The following is a 21,026-nucleotide window of genomic DNA, read 5'->3' on the forward strand; positions in this document are numbered from 1 at the left end:
CTCAGCGCCTCGGGGCCAGGCTCGGTGTTGGCAGCTGCGGTTGTTGAGGCTGCAGACGACCGAGCATGGATTCAAGCGGACGTAGACCCCCCAGGTTGCGCTGCTGCACGCGCCTCCAGATACTTCGTCCCAGCATCATTTCCAGGGATCCTTCCCGCCATCCCTGACTTGCGAGTACGTCCTTCAGTTGTTGGTCGTCGTCCGACACCAGAAGTGATGGTGGGGTTTGCTGGTTGAGCAGCTGCATTAACGCTGCGGGTAATCCAGCGCCAATGCGCTCATCCCACGCCGGTCCCCGCAGCAGTTCAAGACGGGGTGAATCGATCCCCCATGGGCGCCTGATCAGCCCCGCTATGACCTGAGGATCTCCCTCTCTTTCAACCGTTAAAACTGTTGAGCCACCACCGCTCAGATCGAGCAGGTCGCCCCATTGGCGATCGAGGATTTGCCGATGTTGAGGGCTGATGCTCGACTGCTCAAGGGACAAAAGCTGTCGTGCGTTCTCGCGGTTGATGGGATTCCAGCAAAGTCCCTGCGGAACCTCTCCACTGTTCGTTCGCTCTCCACTGTTCGTTGCGTTCGCCGTCGACGGCGAAACCATGAGCGGCGGATTCCAGATCCTCCCCTGGCGTAGAGGCTGGAAGCCAAGCTCGCGCAGCAGATCCAGTTGCGGTCGATCCGTGGGGTCGCAGCGAACAAGCCAGCTGCGACAACGAGCGATGTCATCGTTGAGCGCTTGCTGGATCAGAAGGCGAAGACCTTTTTGGCGACTGAAGTGACGAGGGGTCGCAAGCGACAGAACGTCGAGTTGCCAGCAACTGTTGCGACGGTTGCTGGAGCGCATCAGCAGCAGGGATTCGATCTGGTCTGCGACTTCTGAGGACGACTCGATCAGGGCCAGCACCCGGGTGAGTCGAGCGTTCAGCGGGTCTGGCAGGAACTGCTCAAGACGGCTGAACCATGACTGAACCAGCAAGCTCTGCAGAGCGCTGTTATCGATGCTGGAACAGGCATCCACAGTGGAGGCGATCTGGCTCAAATGACCAGCTTTCAAAGGCTCGACCCGGAGTCGGAATCCAGCTGTCGCTGCCACGTCAGGCCTCCACCACTGTTCAAATCTATCGCCGCCTTTCGTTGTTTGAGGTCAGGCTGGTCGGACCAGCACCAGTGGAGTGCGCTCGTTGGCATTTCCAGCAGGGTTGGGGCGCAGGGCGCGATGCAACAACGCTTCATCGCAGCCGTTGCTGGAGGCCAGCACCTTCACGCGACCAAGATCGTTCACATCAACGATCGCAACGGCGACGCCGAGAGCATCTGCAGCGTCCTGGCAGAGACGGACCGGGTCAGAGGGGCCAAGGACGATCGTTTGGTCGTAGGGGGGTGTCGTCCCGGTGATGTCATCAATCAGACGCGCTTGTTCGCCTGCGAGTCGATAGAACCAGCCCTTCAATCCAACAATTTTGAGTGCCAAGCCGATTGACCAGGCAAGGATGACGCGGGTCGGCCCGACCTGGTCAATCAGTGTTTGTAATCCGCATGCGGTGGCGAGGCTGCTGGTGGGGTGGAATACGCGGCAGAGCAAGCGAGCAATCCAGGTCGGTTCGACCATGGAGGGGTGGGTATATCGCCCCTGGATCACGGCGACAGGGGTTTCCCCGATCGTGAGAATGTCTCCCGGCTGCAACAGCTCACCTGCGTAGTCGCGGAGCACGTCAATGGTGCTGTCGAGAGGGCCAAGCAAGTGTGTTTTCAAAGGAAGCACTCTGCAGTTCTCCCCGGAGCGGAATTCAGCTTTGCTGGGCTGAAGCACAGCGGGTTTGCTTAGAGGCACCACCACGCCCTGGCGACGATCAACGCGTCCAAAGGGTCCGTAGTTCACCCAGTTGACATCCATCCAGACCGTATCGACCCGATCAGCAATGGCAGCACCTGTCTGACCACGGAGGGTGACGCTGACCTGGATGCGGGTGCTTTTGCGCCCCTTCACGATGTAAGCAGGCCAGTAGCCGTCAGCCCGGGTGTCCTCATCAGGGTGATGGGGCGTGATCCTGGTTTTGATCGTGACATCGTTGAGATCCGAGCTGCCGATCAGCACTGGGTTGACCTGAAGCTCCGGCACCATCACTTCCATGCGTTTGTGAGGGTTGCTGATCTCAATCCATCCCTGCAGCTCAAGATCATCTCCCGATGGCCTGACGCTCCAGTCCAGTTGACGGAGCTTCAGCGGCGATGAGGGTCGCAGACGATGACGCGCTTCGATCCAGAACACTCCCAGGCCGATCAGGAGCAGGATCACAAGCAGAACACACATGTCAACGTCGGCTGTCTGCCGGTCTCAATGGCGCGCAGCGTAAGGCGTCCACGTGATTGTTCAACGTGAAATCACCTCGGTGTTGAGCTCATTGAAACTGAGGCTCATGCTTTCTCCCTGCGGTGCGGGAAGTCCGGTTGCCTCACTGATGGCGGCATTGATCTGCTCCAGTGGGACCTGCCCTTCCTCATCGAGTAACAGCTGGCCATCTCCGTTGATGACCACCACCTGCGGAACGATTCCGTGCCAGTAGTGCGCAGGATCAGTTCTGTCGTTCTTGGCTCTCCCCTGCAGAGCATCAGTGGTCAAAGGCAGAAGGTCCACGCTGTTTCCCCACAGCCTTTGAAGTTCCGAAACGGCCGGAGAGAAAGCTTTACTGGTTCTGCTGTCATCGAGGTAGTAAACGATGACGCTGGTGCGACCCGCCTGCTGTGAATCAGCCAGGGTGACGGCAGGAGGAACAAGTGAACCGTTACCGGCATACAGCGCGAAAATATTGCCGTCGTAGCTATCGGTTTCCCGGATGGCCTGAGCCGGCAGTGCAATCAGCATCAAGGCCAGCACCGCGACGATGGAACGGATCAGGAACGCGGTCATGGCACCGAAACAGTGCATGCATTCTGAGCCCTTGTCAGCCGATGCAGCTGAGAATCAGCTGCGCCCGAGACTTCGACCCATCCCCTGAGCAATGCCGCGTCCGATCAGACCGATTGCTCGACCCACCACTTGGGTGAGAACCACCACCATCAGGTCCCCGAGACGTTTGACCAAGGCCTGAACCTGCGGTGCGATGGCATCTCGGGCCTCAACAATGAGAGCAACCTGTTGTTGCCACCAGCGCAGGCGCTTGAGCTCCTCATCCCTTGGCTCGGTCAACAGCAAGGGTTCAATGCGTCCGGTTTTGAGGCTGAACAGCAATCGGCGACTCTCGTACAAACGAATTGGACGTTCGATCCAGTCTTGCCAGCGCGACTGACTGTTGAGTTGGTTGCGCAAACGTTCCAGTTCGCGGGTTGAGATCAGGTCCTGCTGCAGGAGATACCGGCGCAGTTCGGGCCATTCGCCGCAGATTCCGAGCAGTTCGGAACCAATGAGCTCAGCTGTGCGCACCAGCCAGTTGCTGATCAGGGTCTCAAGCTGCAGTAATGCCCTGGGGTCGTCTGAGGGAAGCAGCTGACCATCCACAAGGACAGGTTGATCCAGCACGAGTGACGCCAGCATGGTCTGCGGATCTGGCAGCTCATCATCCGATTGGTGGAGATCGGTGCGATCCACCAGTTGGTCGGCCACGGCAACAAGACTTTCACCTTGGGGAAGGCGCACGTAATTGCCTGCGACGCTGCGCAAAGCCTGTTGCTTCACTTCCGTCTGCAGAGACTGCCAACGAGCGCTCAGTGCTTTCTGGTCGCGTGTGCCGACGAGCTCATCACCGCGCAGGCGAAGAAGAACCTCATGCAATTGCTGTAGAAGCGCCAGTAATAGGTCGCGACGGCGTTCCGGGTGAAGTCCCTCAATGGCGAGCAACTGGCCTGTGCCGTTGCCCAGTCCACTGCTCACAGCACCTTCGAGTCGTTGCTGAATGGCATTCCAGACGGCCGTTGGTTCTCGGTCGTTCAGGGTTAGTTCAAGGGTTTTGCTCTGATCATGCAGTGGCATGACATCAGCGAGGCCGGTGTGAAGAGGTCCCCAAAGCCACAGAAGCAGGTTTTTGGCACTGCGCAGTTCGCGACAGCGACCTTCCAGCATCAGTCGCATCACGAAATGTTCAGGCGGAGGATCGAGCAGTGCTTCGATGACCTGAAGATCCCGACCGATCTGCTGCAAACCACTGACGAGTAGCCACTGCGCCATGCTCAGACTTGGCTGGCTGGTTGAGGAATGCTCAGAGTGGGGCTTGATTTTCAGCACTCTGCCTCCATTGAGAAGGGTCTGAACCGCATCCCTGAGTGCTGCGAGGTCTGGATCTTGAAGGATGCCGTCGCAGTTCAACGAGAGCAGAGACTGAGGATCACGTCCGTAGTCAGCTGGTAAGAGCAGCAACGTGGAAGCAGGAGTCCAGCGCTGTTGCAGCTGAAGAATCTCCCGCTCGAGGATCAGGGGCTGGGTCTCGGTCGGCAATGACCAGATCACCAGTGATGGGTGACCCTGCAGCTGATCAGCAGACCGTCTGATGCGAACTGGCAGCTCTTCAGTGGGGATTTCCGCAGCAAGGCTTTCACCGAGAAGATCGGGAGCGAAAAGGAGAATCTCCCTGTCCTGGTCGATCACGGTGCCCTGTAACTGTGCTGATGAGCGTCAAGGTAACGGCACTGGCGAGGATGCTCCAGTGGCAATTTTTGGACGTCCGTTTAATTGAAGGGTGTACGACTCGATGTTGAATCCGGTCCGGCGTTCGATTTCCCTGAGTACATCGTCGGGAAGTTTCACATCAAGATCTTCAATTGCACCTGTTTCCAGGCAGGTGAGATGGCTGTGTGGATCGCTGCGATATCCATAAAGACGCCCATTGGCTCGATCGAGACACTCGATCACACCTGCACTTTGGAGGGCTTCCAGGTTCTGATAAACGGAGGTATGGCCGATTTGTCGGCCTTGCTGATTGAGTTTCTCAAAAATGTCTCGAGCACTGAGGTGACTGGCTTCGCTCCACAGCAGATCGAGCACCATTCGCCGTTGCCGGCTCAGTCGCATCCCCAGATGTCGGCAACGATCGAAGGCATCCTGAAGGGTGCGCTTGTCATGGGCTCCCTTGGGTAGAAATGACTCGACCAGCGACTCCACGGCAGTCGTCGTAACGATTTCAGGTTAGACCCGTTCAGTGGCCCCGTCTTGATGAGGGCTTCAAGCCATGTCCTTCAACAGTCCTGTTGATGGGTCCTGAAGTCGTCCATTGCCAAGGACCTTGAGCGCTTCTCCAAGATCGATCCGGCCGTCATAAAGGGCTCGTCCAACGATGACGCCTTCAACACCGAGTGGTTCCAGCGCCAACAGCGCCAATAAGTCAGCCATGCAGCCCACTCCGCCAGAGGCGATCACGGGAACGCTGCTGGCAGCGGCCATCTGCCTTAAAGCGTCGAGGTTGGGGCCCGCAAGGGTTCCATCCGTGCTGATGTCGGTGCTGATGATTGCTGCAATTGCCGCATCACTGAAGCGTGCGGCCAAAGCAGTGGCTTCGGTGTTGCTGTTCTCCAGCCATCCCCTCGTTGCGACCTTGCCGTGGCGGGCATCAATGCCAACGATGATTCTGCTGGGATGTCGGTCTGCCAGCTGCACGACAAGTTCCGGTTGCTCCAATGCAACCGTTCCCAGGATCACGCGTTCGAGCCCGCATTCCAGAAGTGCTTCGGCGCGTTCAGCCGAACGCACGCCACCACCGAGCTGAACCGGGATCGACAGTGTCTCTGTGATCGCACGAACCGCTGCATCGTTGATGGGTTGACCGCTGCGGGCACCGTCGAGATCCACCAAGTGCAGACGGCTAGCCCCCTGCTCTTGCCAGCTCATGGCTTGGGATACAGGGTCATCGCTGAATCGGGTGACCTGGTCGTAATCGCCTTGGTGCAAACGGACGCAGGCCCCTCCCAGCAGGTCGATGGCTGGAATGATCTGCATGGCCGTTGCGATGGACTGACTCCCATCCTGCACGGGTGGGTTCAGCGCGCTTCAATAACAGCTGGTCTGCCTGGGTGCTCGTGCAAATCTTGTTGATGGGTGGAACCCGCTTTGTTGGCAAGCCTCTGGTCAGCCGTCTGCTTCAGCAGGGTCACAGCCTCACCCTGTTCACCCGCGGCCGTCAGCCTGTTCCTGACGGGGTTGAAGCTGTTAATGGAGACCGTGGTGATGATCAGGCTCTCGATCAACTCAAGGGGCGCGCTTTTGATGTGATTGTCGATAGTTCCGGGCGCTCGCTCAATGACAGTCAGCGTGTGGTGGAGCGCACGGGTGCACCCAGCCATCGTTTTCTGTACGTGAGTTCAGCGGGTGTCTATGCAGGCAGCCAGACCTGGCCTCTGGATGAGGACAGTCCTCTCGATCCGGAAAGTCGTCATGCCGGTAAGGGCGAAACAGAGCGATGGCTCATGCGTGAAGGGATCGCTTTCACGAGTTTCAGACCCACTTACATCGTCGGTCCTGGTAACTACAACCCAGTTGAGCGTTGGTTCTTCGATCGGATCACGCATGATCGCCCCATTCCATTACCGGGAGATGGCACAACCATCACCCAGGTCGGCCATGTCGAAGATCTGGCCGAAGCCATGGCGCGCAGTCTTGAGGTGGATGCCTCCTGCAACCGGATCTACAACTGCTCTGCCAAGAAGGGGATCACATTCCAAGGTTTGATCGAAGCTGCGGCGCTGGCCTGCGGCCGCGCTCCAGAACGCCTCGATCTGCGCCCTTTTGACCCCTCCGCTCTCGATCCGAAGGCTCGTAAGGGGTTCCCTTTGCGACTCAGTCATTTCCTCACGGATATCAGCCGTGTTGAACGTGAACTGGCCTGGACGCCTCGGTTTGATGCAATGGCTTGCATGGCTGATAGCTATCAACGTGATTACGCGCTGTCTCCAACATCCGCACCGGACTTCAGCGCCGATGAGGCGTTGATCGAGGCCTGAGATAAGCCAAGGCCGACCAGAGCGCCAGCACCAGAGCTGGCCAGTAGAGCCACCATCCCAGTGCATGCAGGATCAGCGTGAGCTGGTTCGCAGACCAGTTCGCCGGCCAGAGCATCAGAAACAGGCTGAGAAACTGGAGGGTGGTTTTCCATTTGCCCAGCCAGGAGGCTGGAGCTCCGCTGGAGCTACCCGATCGCCATCCTGAGATCAGCAATTCTCGAGCCAGCAGCAGCCATACAGCCCATAGGGGCAGTTGTCGCTCGGATGCCAACCAGATCAATGGAGCGCTGATCAACAACTTGTCAGCGAGGGGATCAAGTTTTGCTCCCCAACTGCTGCCCCCATCAGCTTTGCGGGCCATCCATCCATCTGCCCAGTCGCTCAAGGCTCCGATCAGCAGTAGCCACCATGCCCAGCTCTGCTGTCCTGAAGCCAGCAGCAGCAGCAACGGTGCTCCAAGCACGGCACGCAGCAGCGTGAGTCGATCGGCCCACAATCGCCAGGGAGAGATCAAGGCTCAGAATGCGTGCAGTTGATCAGGTCCCATGGTGCTCCAGCAGACGGTCGGGGAGGTGATGTCCGCTCCGGTGCTGACGGTGACGGCGGAGACCCCTCTTCAGGATGCAGTCAGCCTGCTGAACGATCACCACGTGAGTGGATTGCCAGTGGTTGACGGGGAAGGCGTTTTGATTGGAGAACTGACTGAACAAGATCTGATGGTCCGCGAGAGCGGTGTGGATGTCGGGCCCTACGTGATGCTTCTCGACAGCGTGATTTACCTGCGCAATCCTTTGAACTGGGATCGTCAGGTGCATCAGGTGCTGGGCAACAGTGTTGGTGATCTGATGCACCGCGACAGCCACAGTTGTGAAGTCAGCCTTCCGCTGCCGAAGGCTGCTTCGATGCTGCATGAAAAGGGCACCCAACGTCTGATCGTCGTTGATGCACAGCGCCATCCCGTCGGGGTGCTCACCCGCGGTGATGTGGTTAGGGCTCTGGCATCAGCTCAGAGCTAACGCTGGGCGGCTGGCTGAATCCGGATCGCGATCGGCTTGATCAGACGGAAGTCGACCATGTCGCCCACACTCAAACCAGCAAACACTTCAGCTTCCAGCTCAGGGCGGATATCGAGCTTGTGAATTTTGCCGAGTGGGCCTCTCAAGGTCACCTTGTGGTCGGTGCGGGAGAGGCGCACAACTTCGGCTGTCCCAGTGGCCATGGCCACCCGAGCACCTGCCGGCACCGGTCCGAAATCACGACCCAGCCTGCGGTCTTCTCGCTGCAACGTGAGTTGGTTCTGCTGGGAGCTGCGCAGATCAACCACCAGTCCCTGCAGCATTTCAATGTTCACCTGATCTCCGACCTTGAACCCCGCTGCGCTTGGGTCGATCGCTGAGGTGATCAGCATGCTGTGTCCTCGCGCGCCTTTCACCCTGAGCAGTTTTTGGCCAGGGACCAGTCGTTCGATGGTGGCGTTGAGTTGCGCGAGCTCGAAGGCCTCCAGTAACTCGCTTTTCAGGCTGACCTCCTGGGCTGCAAGAGGGCTGATCAGCAGCGGTTCTCCGTTCTCCCGATAGTCCTTGAGCGCTTCACCTGTGGAGGAGCGGGGCAATTTGCGCACATTCACAGCCAGAGGCTGGATCAGTCGAAAATCAACGGTGTCGCCAACCTCGATGCGATCAAAGGGATTGGCTCCATCGGGGATCACCACATCAAGGTTGTTGATGCCACCAAGGGGCCCCAGAAGGTCGATGCTGTTGTCTTGCCGATCGATGCTGATGACCTGAGCTGTTCCTGAGGCCAGCGCCACCCGCATGCCTTTCTTGAGCTTGCCCATGTCCGCGGGAAGAATGATGTCTTCGCGGTTGAAACTCAAATCCTTGTTCGCACTGGCCTCCAGCTCAACAACGAGGCCGTCGAGAATCGAGATTGAAACCTCGTCGCCTTGCTTCAGGCCAAGGGGATCGAGATCGATGCCCACTGTGAGAATTTCCCGGTGACCATGCGGATCGATCACTTCAATGACCTTCTCGGCAGGAAGGGATGTGGTCACGGTTGCTTTCATTTCCGTGATCTCAAAAGCCGCTAGTTGTTCCGGAGAGAACCCGGCTTCGGCTCTCTGTGCCATTCCGCAGGAGACACCGAGAACGGCAGCTGCAATCCACCTGGCTGGACGCTTTCTGAGTGCGGAATGGAACGCCTGGAAGTGAGTCACAGGTCTGAGCAACAGTTGTGCGACGGTAGCCGGATCCGTTCTTGGGTCACAATGTCGCCGAATGTGAGTGCCGAGGCATGGTGATGCAATTGAGGCGGATGGTCGTATCTGCAGGGTTGGCTTTGCTGACCTTCGGCCTGATCCCAGTGCCCGCAAAGGCTGAGAAGGCCATTGAAATCAGCCTCAAAGATCGCTATCTGACGTTGTTTGATAACGGAAAGGTGGTGGAGCGCTTCCCCGTTGCAATCGGTGCTCCTGAATCTCCGACCCCTGCTGGCAGCTATGCCATCACTCGCAAAGAGGAGGCCCCGGTGTATCACAAGGGCGGCAAGGTGATTGCACCGGGTCCCAAGAATCCGGTGGGTGTTCGCTACATGGCCTATTTCCAGATCGGATCAGGCGAATATGCGATTCATGGAACAGCCTGGCCGAATTGGGTGAAGCTGCGTTCTGCAGTCAGCCTTGGATGCATTCGCATGCTGAACAAGGATGTGGTCACACTGTTCCAACAGGTCGACGTCGGGACTCCTGTCGTTGTGACTCCCAACTGATTTCTGTCTTGTTTGCTCTTATTTGCTGCCGCTCAATCATGTCTATACGTACCGCTTCTCATGTGTTGTTCGGTTCTGTGCTCGCGCTGATCGCCAGTCCGGTGTTTGCCTCCCCGCAAAAGGAGATGCCTGAACAGACCTTCCTTGATCAAGTAGAAGCACCGGGCCATGTGCTGGTGACCGCACGCGGCGTTGAAGCTGTGAATGCAGAGGCTCGTCGCCAGGGGCTGCGCTTCCCTGCGGTTGGCTATTGGTCGCCGGAAAATATCTGCTTCAAGACACCCGCGTCAGGAGATTGCAATGGCCTCTTCCTGCGTTAGATATCACCAATTGTTCTGAGAGTTCAAGCGATCTGTTCTCACAAATCATCATCTGCCGGCACAGTTTTAACTCGTTCAGTGTTCCTGCGACTTTGGTGGTAATGAGTGAAGACTTTGCTAATTAATCGATGCATTTTTAAGTATTCAGTCTAACTCTCAATGTGTTGCTGTTTGGCCGGTTTCGATGACGCTAATAGCTCTTCCCAATTGCTGTCATTGATGTTTGCAGGTATGAGTTTAAGTCGACTCCAGCTCTATGGATAAGAAACACTGGCTGATACGGCGTGGTGTTATCGACCCTGGTTGTGTCGTGAAGCTGATTTCAGGGCGCTGGTGGCGGCAGCAAAGGTGGTGGTGGTGCTCCGACCATTGCATCTGTCCGAGACAGGCTTGGCCTCTGATCTTCAGCAGGCTCTGAATCTTCAAGGGACTCAGTGATTGGTTTTGCTTGGTCCGAGTCTGTAAAGGGAAGTGCTGTGGAGTCTTCGCTGGGCAACGGTTCCGGTGTCAGCAGAACGGGTGGAGGCAGGTCTGGGGGAAGATCGCGTTCGAACCGAGGAAACACCGATGCAGGTCCTTCAGCGTCCGATTCTTCGCTCGGACGCGGCTGTTCAAGCAGCACGAGTGGATCAGCGGTGATGGGGGGTTCCGGTAAAGGCGAACGTTCAGGCTTGCCAGCTGGTTTGTCCTGAGAGAAACCTGGTTTCAGGGGTTGACGCTTCGGCTTCCAGATCAATCGGGCAACGGGCTCCACCCCTTGCTCCATCACGCGATTCAGCCCAGCAAGGGCCCTGTCCATCAGGCGATGACCAGCAACTTCGGTGCAGTCCAGTGGGCCTTTGCATTCCACCTTTGAGCGCAGCCTTTCGCTGAGGTTTTCAACCAAGCCGCCTTGCAGATGGAAGCGGCGTTCACTCAGCCGCAGCAAGTAGGGCACGTGCACAAAACTGGTCGCTCCACCACTGATCCAGTTGGCGTCTTCCTCGGTAAATCCCTTCACTCCGGGAATGATCAGACGACTCTTGGAGGCGTGATCAGGCATGTAGGCGGCCACCAGGCCCCGACGACGGGCCAGCTCCCTCGTCTGCTCCAGAGTGAGTCCGTCCCTGCTCATCAACATTTCCAGCCGGCCATCGCTGCGCAGTCCGTAGACCATCCGGATCCTGGGCAGGTAGTAGCGAATGCGCTGGCCCATGCTGATGCTGTACGCACCCTTGTAGCTGTCGGGGGGGGAGTTCAGGTCGTTGTAGACACTGTGTAAGCCACCCACGAACATGTCGTAGGTCTCGGCACGTTCTGGAGTGAGTTCTCCGTAGCCAAACACCACGGATCCATTGCTCTTGATCCCAACGAACGCTCGTTGTCGGGATGCCGTTCGGTTCCTGCCCAGCCAAACCTTCCGCCCGAATTTCAGATCTCCGAGTGGAACGGTGATCTCCTGACCACCGTTGTCGATGTGGCGTTCGTACATCGGGCCTGATACGTAGGCCAGAGCCGCGGAATCCTCAAAGGCGTCCTGCTCGCGATCCCACCCCTCGAGCAGTCCCAAACGCACCTTCCTTGGGTCGAAATCGAGTGCATAGACCTCGTCATCCGACTGATAGCGGAAGGCTCCAAGCGCAGCTCCACTGGCTTCCTCCTCCAGTGTTGAGATGACCTCAGGCTGTGGAGTTCCTGGGGCCAGTGCGACAAGGGTTGCAAAGATCCCAAGCGGAACACCCAGAACCAACCAGCGTTTACGCAGTCGTTTCGGACGGGGACGGCGGCGCCGAACCCGTTTCTTGGATGGGGGGGGCGCAGCAGTGGTGGAACGGACCCGCGTCACCATGTCTGCTGGGACCCTCTGAATGCCTGCGCGGTGTCGAGCCAAGGAACGATGGTGCCCTCGGCAACCAGCCATTTGCGGTAACCGTGACGGCAGTCGTGCCCTCCCGTCAACTCTCCGAACGCGGGAATGAGCATTCGCTGTTCCACCTTGTCGTAGGCAAAGCAAGGAAGCCTGAGCCGATCTGATCCCTGACGCAGCGTGGTTGTGGGGTGAATATGCCCGCAGAGATTCAGGCCCGCCCGACCGTCCATGGGTTGTTCCGGTTCGTGGCTGAGCCAGAGGTTTCCCAGCCTGAAGGCAGGATGCTGGGGGAAAGCGCTCGAGTGCAGATGGCGGTCATGGTTGCCGCCGATCAGGAGCACCTCAGCGTTTAAGCGGTTGTGCAAGTTGCTGAGATCAGTCTTCAGGCGCTGGGTGAGCCCGAGTGGGCCATGGATCAAATCTCCAAGGATGATCACACGTTTTGGATTCCACTGCTGGCAGAGTTTCTCCAGCCGCTGCAATGTGCCCCTGTCGTCATCACTGGGGAGTGGAATTCCGCAGGCTTGGAACACCTCTGCCTTGCCAAGATGCAGATCGGCAACAAGGAGGTCTTCACTGGATGGTCGCCAGATGGCTTTCTGAGCCAACAGAACTAGCTCTTCGTCTCGCCATTGCCAGCGACAATGCGCAACGGTTGTGTCTTCATGGGCTGTTGGCTCGCCATCAGCCTGATTGCTGTTGTTTTCAATGTTGATGGCAGTCAACAGTGGAACGGCACAGCAGAGATTTGCACCATTTTGCTTGCAAAACACGGAAGTGTTTCAAAAGCATGTCCGCCCTTCATTGGGCTACATGTCATGGCCTCTCAGCATCTGAGGTGGCAACCTCAGAAGGCACGAGCCGATTGACTTCTGATGACCCTCGCTTTGTTGCTAGCCCTTCTGGGATCACTCATCGCCATGGGGGTGATCGTGAAGCGTCTTGAGAACAACGGGTGAAAGGTGTGATCAGAGTTCCCAGGGTTTCTTTGTTACTCGCTGGTTTCATTTGTGTTGCTGTTCCAGGTGCGGCACTGGCAGAGCCATTGCGCGTTGGAGTCAGTGGTGCCCCGCCGTTCGTCATGCCGAAGGGTGAACCGGTTCAGGGGATCAGCATGCAGATCTGGGAAGAAGTGGCGAACCGCCTCGACGAACCCTATGAACTCATTTACCAGCTGAATACGGAGGCCAATCTGCAGGCCGTGGAAAACGGCGATCTCGATCTTGCTATTGGTCCGATCAGCATCACCCCCGACCGATTGGCCAACCCAAGGATTGATTTTACCCAGCCTTACTTCCATGGCAGGCAGGGGTTGATGATTCCCGTCAAGACGCCTGGGTTATGGGCAAGGTTCAAACCCTTTTTTGGCTGGGCGGCTTTGTCATCACTGGGTGGCTTGATGATCCTTCTGTTTTTGGTCGGCAATCTCATGTGGCTGGCTGAGCGTCGTCGCAACGCCGAGCATTTCCCCCGTCAATACCTGCATGGTGTTGGTAACGGGATGTGGTTCGCTCTGGTAACCCTTACAACGGTTGGCTATGGGGATCGATCTCCCACAACCAGAGCAGGTCGCACCATTGCAGGCGTTTGGATGCTGATGTCGCTGCTGGCTCTGTCCTCAATTACGGCAGGCTTGGCCTCGGCATTCACCGTGTCGTTGTCGAGGTTGGAACCCTCTGCCATTCAGGACCGCACCGATCTGCGCGGTAAGACTGTTTCAGTGGTGTCCGGGACGACCAGTGGAACTTGGGCCAAAATTTACGGAGCCCGGGCCCGTGAATCTGTGAGCCTTGACCAGGCCATCGATCTGTTGGCGAAGGGTGAGGTTGCGGCCGTTTTGTTTGATGAGGCCCCTCTTCGTTATTACTTGCAGCAGAAACCTGAAGCGCCATTCAAAATGGCTCCCTTCGCGCTTGCGAGTCAGACCTACGGGTTTGTGATTCCAATGAACAGCGCCTTGCGCACTCCGATTGATGTCGAGCTTTTGGAGATGCAGCGAAGCGGCGAGGTGAAGTCGGTCACTGATCGGCTGCTTAATTAATCCGCTGCTTCATTGATGGTGAATGCAAGCACATCCCTGGCTTCAGCTGAGCGTTCCGTGGCGGCGTAGTCCGTCTTCGATCAGAAAGTTGGCCAGGCTGCTGCAGCTACGACCCTCGGCTAGGGCTTGCTGCTTCAGGCGACTCATCACCCCGCCTGCCAAGGTCACATTGAGTCGTTCCGACTCCGCAGCATCAGCAACCTGGGCTGCTGTGAGATCGGTTGGCTCGTTTTGCAGTTGTTCCTGCAGCTCTTCCAGCAAACTTTTCAAAAATGACACGTTTTCGTCTTGATTGCGTTACTAAAACGTACCTTTTAGGTGCCCGGCAGCGTGGCGTAATCTGGCTCGGTTTCTTGATCTGTCTGGATGGAGACCCTGCCTCTTGAGCTTGAGCCCGGTCAGGACCTCCATCTGGCCCTATCTGAGCTGGCGTTGCGGCAGCAGCTGAGTGGTTTTGTTCTCGGGGTCGTCGGCAATCTGTCTCAGGCCACGTTTCGCTGTCCTGGTCAACAGCAGCCAACGCGGATGAATGGGGAGCTCGAGGTCATCACGCTGAATGGAACCTTCTCTCCCTCCGGCGTTCATCTTCATCTCAGCCTTTCAGACGGCGCCTGTCAGGTCTGGGGAGGGCATCTTGAGCCAGGCACCGTTGTGCTCAAGGGCGCCCAGCTTCTTCTCGGCTTAAGCGGTTTGCCCACTGCAAAGACCATTCAGCAGACGGTTGAGGAGTCCGTTCCCTTCAGTGAGCGCGTCGAGCTAGCAGTGCTCCCCGGGTGTCCATGGAGTCAGCGTGCCAGGCAACTGTTGGAAAGGCTGTCCATTCCCCATCGCCTGGAAACGATCGAGTCTGACGACCGCTTCGAGGCATTCCGACAACGCAGCGGTATGAACACCTTCCCGCAGGTCTTCATTGATGGGGATGTTATTGGGGGTTATGACGACCTCGCTCAGCTCGCTTTGCAACCCTCGTTCAGGGCCTTGGCACAACAGGTGAAGCGTGAGCCTTCCAAAGCCAATGAATCGGCGTCTGCCTGAGGCTTGACGCTGAGGCTTGACGCTGGGCTGACGCCGAGGATTGGAATCATTCATCCCTCGGTTGTTCAGCCAAGTTCAGTGTGAATCGGGAAGCTCAGGAAGTTCGATGCATAACTGTTCCACCTCGTGTCGCAGTGCATTAATGCGATCCATGGCTGTCAGTTTTCTGCGGCCAGGGGGCCAGAGCTGATCACTATCGAGATCGGAGGCCAAAGCCTCTTCCTCCATGGCTTCGATCAGTTCAGCGAGCTGGGCACGTGCCTCCAGCCATTTGGTGATGCTCAAGATGTTGAGGGGCCTGAGGCATTGGTCAGATTTAAAACGTAGCCAACCTGATGGCACAGGTCAGGCTTGAAACAAAGTGATGGAAAGGTTTTCTCGAATACAATGATCCAAATTCTTTCCGGTAAAATGAATTTGGGATGTCTAAACTGTTTGTTGTTCAGGGCTTCTTGGCTCCCGTCTTCCTTGCTTCTTTGGCGATTCGAGGAGTCAAGTAACGATCAAAGCGATTGAAGTCGCCGGAGCGCAGGAGAAGATGCCAAGCAATGTCATGATTCAGTATTGATTAACCGCTGATTTCATGGTGAAGTCAATGTGAATTCCGTTGAAGTGTGTTGTCTTCGCTGATATCTATTGCTGCGTTCATGATGCTTGATTGAATGCATCTCTCGATCAGGTGTGTGCTGATGCATGCTGCGTCTTGGCTGCGAATTTATTGTTTCGTCTGAAGACTCTGGACTTTTATGCAGGATGATCCAATCAGCACTGAACTCACTGCTATGAATCATGGGTGTACAGCTCCGTGTTTAAGGAGTCTTTGAGAATCTCCGGTGTCTGATCGTCCTCAACCAGATCTCTGGGCCGAAAAACCCTGGTGGTGTCAGCCCTGGACGATCCTTCTCACTGGACTCCTTGCGATCTCAGGCAGTTGGTTGGTTTTGAATCGCCTCTGGGTCACCATCCCGACGGCAGTGATCGTTGTGGCTTGGTGGATGTTGTTTCTCGTGATCGCTCCTGCCGCCTACAGGAATCAACCGCGCTGAGCGCTTCTGAAACGCTGTTTCTCTTCCATCAGTTCGGATTCGAGCTGTTCAATCAGCTTGGTGACCAGAGCCTGAAATTCTGGCTGGCAGCCTCGAAAAGCCGCCTTATGCCGGATCGGTTCGTTGCGCATGCGCAGATCGGTCAGCATCAACTGAAGGGCGTCGATTCTGGCGTTGCTGTTCAAGGCTTCAGCCTGCAGGCGAGGCGAGGTTATGACACCGCCTCCCCCGTCAACTAGAAGCGCAAAGTGGTTTTTACAAGAGCACCGAGCACTTTCAGTCGCTGTTGTGCAGGGGTGTCAGCTCACAACTCAGGAGGTGACACTGTCCAGAAGCCAGATGCAGAGCAGACCAATGAAAAAAGCCACATTGACCAGACCTGAATCATCTTCTCCGCGTGCGTGGGCTTCCTTCATCACCTCTTCCACCACCAGGTAGATCAAAGCCGCTGTACCGAACGCGAGCGCGCCGGTCAGTGCAGGTCCCTGTAACCCATCGGTGATCAACAGGCTGGTGCTGAGGCCGACCAGGTAGGTGACAGCCATCAGTGCACCTGACACCGCGCTTCGCCAGCGACTGGCACCGCGGCCAAGCAGAGTTCCAAGTCCGAGCGTCGCCAATCCCATTTCCAGGGCAACGGCCACGGGAATCACCCACTGCTGTTCTGCGGCTTCGCTGCTGATGCCCACCACCAGCCCGTCGATCAGGCTGTCCACGAGAAAGGGCAACATCAGCAGCAGCATCGGTCGAGGCCGATCGTGTTCGGGGCTGTCGTGGGGCTCTTCCAAGACCGTATTAATCACCAGCAACAGCGAGAAGCCCAGGCAGAAACCAATCGCCAATGCAACTGGATGACCGCTGTTGCTGGCGGCCGGCATCAGGTCGGCTGCTGCAATGCCCAAGACCAGACCGCCCACTAAATGGGCAACCACCGCTCGAAAGCGTCTGCCAGGTCTGATGCGGCTGCCAAGCAGGCCGCCAAAGGCCATGCTGATAGCCGGCAGGATCAGAAGCACATCAGCCTCGTTCGGGCATCTTCAAGCATGGTCAACCTGGCAAGACCTGGCGGTAACCACCGGCCTGCACAACGGCCAGTGGTGTGTCGAACAGAGCTGAAAGACTGGGTCCCGTGAGTGTGTCTTCAGCTGAGCCATCAAGGCTCACGAGGCAGTTCTGCAGTCCGACGACTCTTTGAATCTCGGGGATGATGGCATCCACCTGGTGGGTCACCAGCACCAGAGTTGTGCCTTGCTGGCATAGATCCCGCAGGGTTCTCAACAAGGTGTGTCTTGCGCGCAGATCCAGCGCATTGGTGGGCTCATCGAGCACAAGAACTTCCGGTGCATGCACCAGAGCTCTGGCAATCAGCAGCCTTCGTCGTTGACCTTCGGACAGCTGTCCGTAGTTCTCGTCAGCCAGGCCATCAAGATCCATCCTTTGGAGTAACGATTCAGTTCGCGACCACTGATCTGCAGTGGGAGTTCTGTCTCTGCCGAGACCGATGGCACCGAAAAAAGCTGCCAGTAATAGCTCCCGGCCTGTGAGCGATGCCGGGATGCGCTGTTCAACGTCGCTGCTCACGATCCCGAGCCGTTGGCGCAGTGCCCAGAGATTGACTGTCTCCGAACCGAACAAACGTAGATGAGATCCCGGTTTGACCACTGGGTAAAGCGACCGGCTGATTAATTTCACGAGTGTGGTTTTGCCAGCACCGTTGGGACCGAGTACAGCCGTTGACTCTCCTCGTACGAGTCGCAGAGTCAGGTCTTTGACAACCTGATGACCATTGATCCAGGCCTCAACGGCCTGGCAGTCCAGCCAGGCTGGATCGGTGTTACTTGCCTGATCAAGCTTCATCAGTTGATTCTGGCCCTATTGAGAAGTCGTGTTGATGTTTGATCGCCGTTGTGCCCGTTGTGGTTCCACCAGCTTTCGTGCTGATCGCTCGCTTGGTGGCCGCCTGGTGTGTTCCCACTGCGGAGTTCCAGCAGATCAACAGGCACGACGATCGAGCGGAGGGGGACGATTACTTCGCTCGTCTCGAAGCGGTTCAGGTGGTTTCAGGTTTTGGATTCTTCTCGCTGTGATCGCGCTCGTTCTCGTGCTGTTGTTTCAGTCCGCCTGAGTGATTTCATCTAGTTTCTCGACCACCATCGCTAGCGCTGATGCCAGCGGTCGTTCTTGGTTCAATTTGCTGCTCCAGATCCGACCGCAGCGGATCTGTTCAGAACTGGCCAACGTCATGTCCTGGCCTTCACGCAGCTGCAGCCGTTGAAGAGGCACGCTGAGCTCGCCTGTAAAGACGTGCACGATGCGCTGCTCATCCTGATGCCGGAACCAGATCTTCAGCTGATCTGGGCACCAACTGATCTCCTCGTTCAATTCTCGTCGCACAGCGATGAGGGCGGTTTCGCCGTGTTCAAGATGGCCACCGAACAGCCCCCAGCACCCGGGGGCGACGATCCTGGGGTTCTCATCGCGCAATTGCAGTAGCCATTGGCCTTCCTGCTGCAGCATTGCAATCGCAACTTCAACGGTCATGGTCTTGTTCCGTGGATCCCGAGGTGTTCCTTTTGGGCCTGGAGCCTGCCATCACGGCGGAGGAGATGATCAGCCGACCAACAGCTTTCGTTGAAGGGTTGTGGCTTGCAAAGCTACTGCCAACTGTGTTGATTTCCAGGTCTGATCTGCTCTGGGATGACAGGTCATTGCAACCACAGCTAGATGACAAGCGTTTGCTGCATGCCAATGACAAGTGGCCGAGATTCAGCCACTATTCACAACATGGAATTCGAACAATTCGCCGCAAAAATCAGGAGCCTCGACGCGGACTCCAAAGAGCGCATCGCACTAGCCGAGAAATGCCCGGACCACGAAGCTAGAATTCAGGTCGGCTTAGGTCATGCCAAGAACATCCCACTGAAGGGAAATCTCCTGCAGGCAGATTTTGCAAGCGATGGCAAGGAGTTCACCCAGGACGAGTTGAATTACCTGAGCGATGAACAAGCATCGATGTTGGCCGGGATGGTGTTTATGAAGCTGTTTCCCAAGGCTGCACGTATCTCTGAGGACGACATTCTTGAAGTCGAAGATGAAGACGAATCATGGTCGGGCACTGTCTATACAGGTGAGGGAAATGGTTGGGTATTCGCATGGGTGATTGAAAAGAATGATCACGAGCAATACGTCATCTCATTCACTGACTATGAGGATGAAGACGAGGCATAGTGCTTGTTGCAGCAGCAATGATTGAAAATAGTCCTGTGGTTAATTCTATTTTTTGAATTTTTTATTTTCTCTCACTACTATTGATTCATGGTATTAGATCATTTTCACTGATCAGTATGAGTAGATAGAGAGCGATGCTTGCTTTGATGTTTTTGCAATGGATTTCATCTCGCATGTTCAGTGGCTTTAGATCGATGCTTCAGGATCGAAGCTATTCACTGGGCCATGGTGATCGCTTCTTCAGGTTCGACCAAGGATTGTCCAGGTGTTCCGGGGTAAATAGGACGAGCGAGGAGAGTCGAGCGTTTGCTTATCCCAGACTTCTTGTTCTGGACTTCGTTTTTGGATGTGGCCTGCATTGGAGTAGCAGCGGTTGTTTTGCGGTTTTGATGGGTGCCTTGCCATCCCCCGTGTCAAGGCACACCCACAAGAAAAGCCGCCCTCCGTGAGAGGAAGACGGCTTGTCTGAATGTTGCTCAAACCCATTACTCAGTCGGCCGAGTAGGGCGGGTCGAAGCGTCTGGCTGTATGGCTTGTCGGGCCAGTCAGGCAGCTTCTAGTGGGTGCTCAGTTGGACCGTCGTTACTCATTGAACGCCTCCGAATCCCGTTGATGCGATCACTATCCATCAGCGAGGGGGGCTCTGGCATCCGTCGAATCGCTCATTGCTTGATGGCGCGTTGGGTCCCAATGTGGAAACGATCTTTTGTTTGTGGTTAAGAGGCGTCGTCGAATCTCTGTTCATCGCCAATGCCATCGAGTGCGTGAACCACATGAGACACCGCTTCCGCCTCAACCCAGTGCAAAGCCCCGTCGTCAACATTCGCTACCTGCAGCAGAGCATGCACTCTGCACTCAAGGACCTCTTCTTCACACCAGAGGATTTGTCCCATCCACCAGTCATCGCTAATGGGCTGAGCAATCTGTTGTTGAGCTCTGATGATGACAAAGTTTCCAGGTCTGACAGCCAGGACGCTTGGTGCATGAAGGCTTACGCGTGTTGAGGGAGCCGTCGCTTCATGGTCGCTGCTCATAACCTCGTCTCTGGTACAAGCGTTCTATCTGTCTTGGTGTTGGCATGCAAGCGAAGCCACTAGAAAGCAACAGATTTGCTTGGCTTGCGACGCCTATCTTTCATGCATACAGGGAGCCCATGTGGCAGCCAAGCAATCCACCACACAACCCAACTGTCGCTGTTGGGTCTGGTTTAGGGGAGGTTTAGGGGTCGAGTCGGAGTGGATCAGTGGTTTCTATGGAGCACCATCGATCCTTGGGGGCATCCGCATTGAGAGAGGTGATTATGTTGCCTGCCGTGTGGCTGATTGGCGTGTCGTATTTGAAGAACCTGCAGATATCAACGTTGGTCCTGTGATTCCTGAAGATGCTGAATGGAAACTTGTGCCAACGGACCCAAGATGATCTCAATGAAGAAGAAAGAAGTGCGACATCATGAGTGAGAAACGTCAACTTCATCCTAAAATACCTACTTATTTAGTGGCTGTTTGTTCAGCGTTTCTTGTTGCTTTATTCCACCTGGAATATACCGGACACTTTTTGGTTGGTTATTCCTTTTTGGTTGGCCTGATTGCAGGTGGCTTTGGTTGGTTATTGGCATGGGGGCTTTGGAGATTTTGGATTGTCTTTCCATACAAGCGAGTTTTCAAGCTCAGGGTAAAAGTTTATTTAGAGGATTGAAATATTCTGATTTTGGTGATTGGTGATTTTGCTCGTATGCATTTTATGGAATGCCAATATAAGCGAGCAACCTTGATATGCTGCCCTACTGTGCTCGTTGCATGCCTGAACAATCGAGGTAG

The 21,026-nt window shown here is 56.1% G+C and carries 27 protein-coding genes; 10 read left to right on the forward strand and 17 right to left on the reverse strand.

The window, feature by feature from the left end; genetic code table 11:
- Position 1: 1 nt before the first annotated feature.
- The 6 genes from SynMITS9220_RS05575 to hisA all read right to left on the reverse strand — a co-directional run bounded on the left by SynMITS9220_RS05575 (position 2) and on the right by hisA (position 5,923).
- Positions 2–1,093 (reverse strand): hypothetical protein, encoded by a 1,092-nt coding sequence (locus SynMITS9220_RS05575; protein ID WP_186991326.1) that lies wholly within the window; start codon positions 1,091–1,093, stop codon positions 2–4.
- 51 nt (positions 1,094–1,144) lie between these two features.
- On the reverse strand, positions 1,145–2,311 hold the full coding sequence (locus tag SynMITS9220_RS05580) for a F420-0:Gamma-glutamyl ligase (protein WP_186991328.1): 1,167 nt from the start codon (positions 2,309–2,311) through the stop codon (positions 1,145–1,147).
- 60 nt (positions 2,312–2,371) lie between these two features.
- Positions 2,372–2,908 (reverse strand): thylakoid membrane photosystem I accumulation factor, encoded by a 537-nt coding sequence (locus tag SynMITS9220_RS05585; RefSeq protein ID WP_186991331.1) that lies wholly within the window; start codon positions 2,906–2,908, stop codon positions 2,372–2,374.
- A 54-nt stretch (positions 2,909–2,962) separates the two neighbouring features.
- Positions 2,963–4,579 (reverse strand): DUF3685 domain-containing protein, encoded by a 1,617-nt coding sequence (locus SynMITS9220_RS05590; protein ID WP_186991334.1) that lies wholly within the window; start codon positions 4,577–4,579, stop codon positions 2,963–2,965.
- A 27-nt stretch (positions 4,580–4,606) separates the two neighbouring features.
- Complete coding sequence (locus SynMITS9220_RS05595) at positions 4,607–5,002, reverse strand: Fur family transcriptional regulator (RefSeq protein WP_115126515.1); 396 nt, start codon at positions 5,000–5,002, stop codon at positions 4,607–4,609.
- Positions 5,003–5,152: 150 nt separating this feature from the next.
- A complete protein-coding gene (hisA, locus tag SynMITS9220_RS05600; RefSeq protein WP_186991336.1) occupies positions 5,153–5,923 on the reverse strand; it encodes a 1-(5-phosphoribosyl)-5-[(5-phosphoribosylamino)methylideneamino]imidazole-4-carboxamide isomerase in 771 nt (256 codons plus the stop codon).
- A gap of 80 nt (positions 5,924–6,003) precedes the next feature.
- Between hisA and SynMITS9220_RS05605 the strand changes: the two genes are divergently transcribed.
- Complete coding sequence (locus SynMITS9220_RS05605; protein ID WP_255483279.1) at positions 6,004–6,924, forward strand: NAD-dependent epimerase/dehydratase family protein; 921 nt, start codon at positions 6,004–6,006, stop codon at positions 6,922–6,924.
- Here SynMITS9220_RS05605 and pgsA read toward each other — a convergent pair.
- Complete coding sequence (pgsA, locus tag SynMITS9220_RS05610; protein WP_186991339.1) at positions 6,893–7,438, reverse strand: CDP-diacylglycerol--glycerol-3-phosphate 3-phosphatidyltransferase; 546 nt, start codon at positions 7,436–7,438, stop codon at positions 6,893–6,895. The genes SynMITS9220_RS05605 and pgsA overlap by 32 nt on opposite strands.
- A 31-nt stretch (positions 7,439–7,469) precedes the next feature.
- On the opposite strand from pgsA, the gene SynMITS9220_RS05615 reads away from it, so the two are divergent.
- The gene (locus SynMITS9220_RS05615) at positions 7,470–7,940 is read left to right on the forward strand and encodes a CBS domain-containing protein (protein ID WP_115126296.1); all 471 of its coding nucleotides are present in this window, start codon (positions 7,470–7,472) and stop codon (positions 7,938–7,940) included.
- On the opposite strand, the gene SynMITS9220_RS05620 is transcribed toward SynMITS9220_RS05615, so the two are convergent.
- The gene (locus SynMITS9220_RS05620) at positions 7,937–9,052 is read right to left on the reverse strand and encodes a hypothetical protein (protein WP_255483243.1); all 1,116 of its coding nucleotides are present in this window, start codon (positions 9,050–9,052) and stop codon (positions 7,937–7,939) included. The genes SynMITS9220_RS05615 and SynMITS9220_RS05620 overlap by 4 nt on opposite strands.
- 164 nt (positions 9,053–9,216) lie before the next feature.
- Between SynMITS9220_RS05620 and SynMITS9220_RS05625 the strand changes: the two genes are divergently transcribed.
- Positions 9,217–9,690 carry a L,D-transpeptidase gene (locus SynMITS9220_RS05625; RefSeq protein ID WP_186991927.1) on the forward strand — a complete coding sequence of 158 codons (474 nt, stop codon included), beginning with the start codon at positions 9,217–9,219 and terminating at the stop codon, positions 9,688–9,690.
- Between the two features lie 38 nt (positions 9,691–9,728).
- On the forward strand, positions 9,729–10,010 hold the full coding sequence (locus tag SynMITS9220_RS05630; protein ID WP_186991342.1) for a hypothetical protein: 282 nt from the start codon (positions 9,729–9,731) through the stop codon (positions 10,008–10,010).
- A 322-nt stretch (positions 10,011–10,332) separates the two neighbouring features.
- On the opposite strand, the gene SynMITS9220_RS05635 is transcribed toward SynMITS9220_RS05630, so the two are convergent.
- A complete protein-coding gene (locus tag SynMITS9220_RS05635; protein ID WP_255483280.1) occupies positions 10,333–11,838 on the reverse strand; it encodes a hypothetical protein in 1,506 nt (501 codons plus the stop codon).
- Positions 11,832–12,584 carry a ligase-associated DNA damage response endonuclease PdeM gene (pdeM, locus tag SynMITS9220_RS05640; protein ID WP_255483245.1) on the reverse strand — a complete coding sequence of 251 codons (753 nt, stop codon included), beginning with the start codon at positions 12,582–12,584 and terminating at the stop codon, positions 11,832–11,834. Before pdeM ends, SynMITS9220_RS05635 begins: the two co-directional genes overlap by 7 nt.
- 239 nt (positions 12,585–12,823) lie before the next feature.
- Here pdeM and SynMITS9220_RS05645 point away from each other — a divergent pair, with 239 nt between their 5' ends.
- Complete coding sequence (locus SynMITS9220_RS05645; RefSeq protein WP_186991345.1) at positions 12,824–13,900, forward strand: transporter substrate-binding domain-containing protein; 1,077 nt, start codon at positions 12,824–12,826, stop codon at positions 13,898–13,900.
- 42 nt (positions 13,901–13,942) lie between these two features.
- Here the strand turns inward: SynMITS9220_RS05645 and SynMITS9220_RS05650 are convergent, their stop codons facing one another.
- Positions 13,943–14,179 carry a CopG family transcriptional regulator gene (locus tag SynMITS9220_RS05650; protein WP_186991348.1) on the reverse strand — a complete coding sequence of 79 codons (237 nt, stop codon included), beginning with the start codon at positions 14,177–14,179 and terminating at the stop codon, positions 13,943–13,945.
- An 87-nt stretch (positions 14,180–14,266) separates the two neighbouring features.
- Here SynMITS9220_RS05650 and SynMITS9220_RS05655 point away from each other — a divergent pair, with 87 nt between their 5' ends.
- A complete protein-coding gene (locus tag SynMITS9220_RS05655; RefSeq protein ID WP_186991351.1) occupies positions 14,267–14,935 on the forward strand; it encodes a PCC domain-containing protein in 669 nt (222 codons plus the stop codon).
- Positions 14,936–15,010: 75 nt separating this feature from the next.
- Here the strand turns inward: SynMITS9220_RS05655 and SynMITS9220_RS05660 are convergent, their stop codons facing one another.
- Positions 15,011–15,220: a hypothetical protein gene (locus SynMITS9220_RS05660; RefSeq protein WP_186991353.1), complete on the reverse strand. Its 210-nt coding sequence runs from the start codon at positions 15,218–15,220 to the stop codon at positions 15,011–15,013.
- A gap of 548 nt (positions 15,221–15,768) precedes the next feature.
- Here SynMITS9220_RS05660 and SynMITS9220_RS05665 point away from each other — a divergent pair.
- Positions 15,769–15,981, forward strand: coding sequence for a DUF6737 family protein (locus tag SynMITS9220_RS05665; RefSeq protein WP_186991356.1), 213 nt, complete (start codon positions 15,769–15,771; stop codon positions 15,979–15,981).
- Here the strand turns inward: SynMITS9220_RS05665 and SynMITS9220_RS05670 are convergent.
- From SynMITS9220_RS05670 to SynMITS9220_RS05680, 3 genes are all read right to left on the reverse strand, one after another.
- Positions 15,969–16,166 carry a hypothetical protein gene (locus tag SynMITS9220_RS05670; RefSeq protein ID WP_074160740.1) on the reverse strand — a complete coding sequence of 66 codons (198 nt, stop codon included), beginning with the start codon at positions 16,164–16,166 and terminating at the stop codon, positions 15,969–15,971. The two genes, SynMITS9220_RS05665 and SynMITS9220_RS05670, sit on opposite strands and share 13 nt — an antisense overlap.
- Positions 16,167–16,292: 126 nt before the next feature.
- Positions 16,293–16,997: a ZIP family metal transporter gene (locus SynMITS9220_RS05675; protein ID WP_255483248.1), complete on the reverse strand. Its 705-nt coding sequence runs from the start codon at positions 16,995–16,997 to the stop codon at positions 16,293–16,295.
- Positions 16,998–17,028: 31 nt separating this feature from the next.
- The gene (locus tag SynMITS9220_RS05680) at positions 17,029–17,838 is read right to left on the reverse strand and encodes an ABC transporter ATP-binding protein (RefSeq protein ID WP_186991359.1); all 810 of its coding nucleotides are present in this window, start codon (positions 17,836–17,838) and stop codon (positions 17,029–17,031) included.
- Between the two features lie 38 nt (positions 17,839–17,876).
- Here SynMITS9220_RS05680 and SynMITS9220_RS05685 point away from each other — a divergent pair, with 38 nt between their 5' ends.
- Positions 17,877–18,068: a hypothetical protein gene (locus SynMITS9220_RS05685; RefSeq protein WP_186991362.1), complete on the forward strand. Its 192-nt coding sequence runs from the start codon at positions 17,877–17,879 to the stop codon at positions 18,066–18,068.
- Positions 18,069–18,093: 25 nt separating this feature from the next.
- Here the strand turns inward: SynMITS9220_RS05685 and SynMITS9220_RS05690 are convergent, their stop codons facing one another.
- Entirely contained in the window at positions 18,094–18,522 is a 429-nt protein-coding gene (locus tag SynMITS9220_RS05690) for an NUDIX hydrolase (RefSeq protein WP_186991365.1), read from the reverse strand.
- A 243-nt stretch (positions 18,523–18,765) separates the two neighbouring features.
- Here SynMITS9220_RS05690 and SynMITS9220_RS05695 point away from each other — a divergent pair, with 243 nt between their 5' ends.
- Positions 18,766–19,209: a hypothetical protein gene (locus SynMITS9220_RS05695; protein ID WP_186991368.1), complete on the forward strand. Its 444-nt coding sequence runs from the start codon at positions 18,766–18,768 to the stop codon at positions 19,207–19,209.
- Between the two features lie 716 nt (positions 19,210–19,925).
- Here the strand turns inward: SynMITS9220_RS05695 and SynMITS9220_RS05700 are convergent.
- On the reverse strand, positions 19,926–20,243 hold the full coding sequence (locus SynMITS9220_RS05700) for a DUF3104 domain-containing protein (protein WP_186991370.1): 318 nt from the start codon (positions 20,241–20,243) through the stop codon (positions 19,926–19,928).
- A 415-nt stretch (positions 20,244–20,658) separates the two neighbouring features.
- Between SynMITS9220_RS05700 and SynMITS9220_RS05705 the strand changes: the two genes are divergently transcribed.
- Entirely contained in the window at positions 20,659–20,904 is a 246-nt protein-coding gene (locus tag SynMITS9220_RS05705; protein WP_186991373.1) for a hypothetical protein, read from the forward strand.
- Positions 20,905–21,026: the final 122 nt, after the last annotated feature.

The organism is Synechococcus sp. MIT S9220, assembly GCF_014304815.1.
Classification (GTDB): Bacteria; Cyanobacteriota; Cyanobacteriia; order PCC-6307; family Cyanobiaceae; genus Synechococcus_C.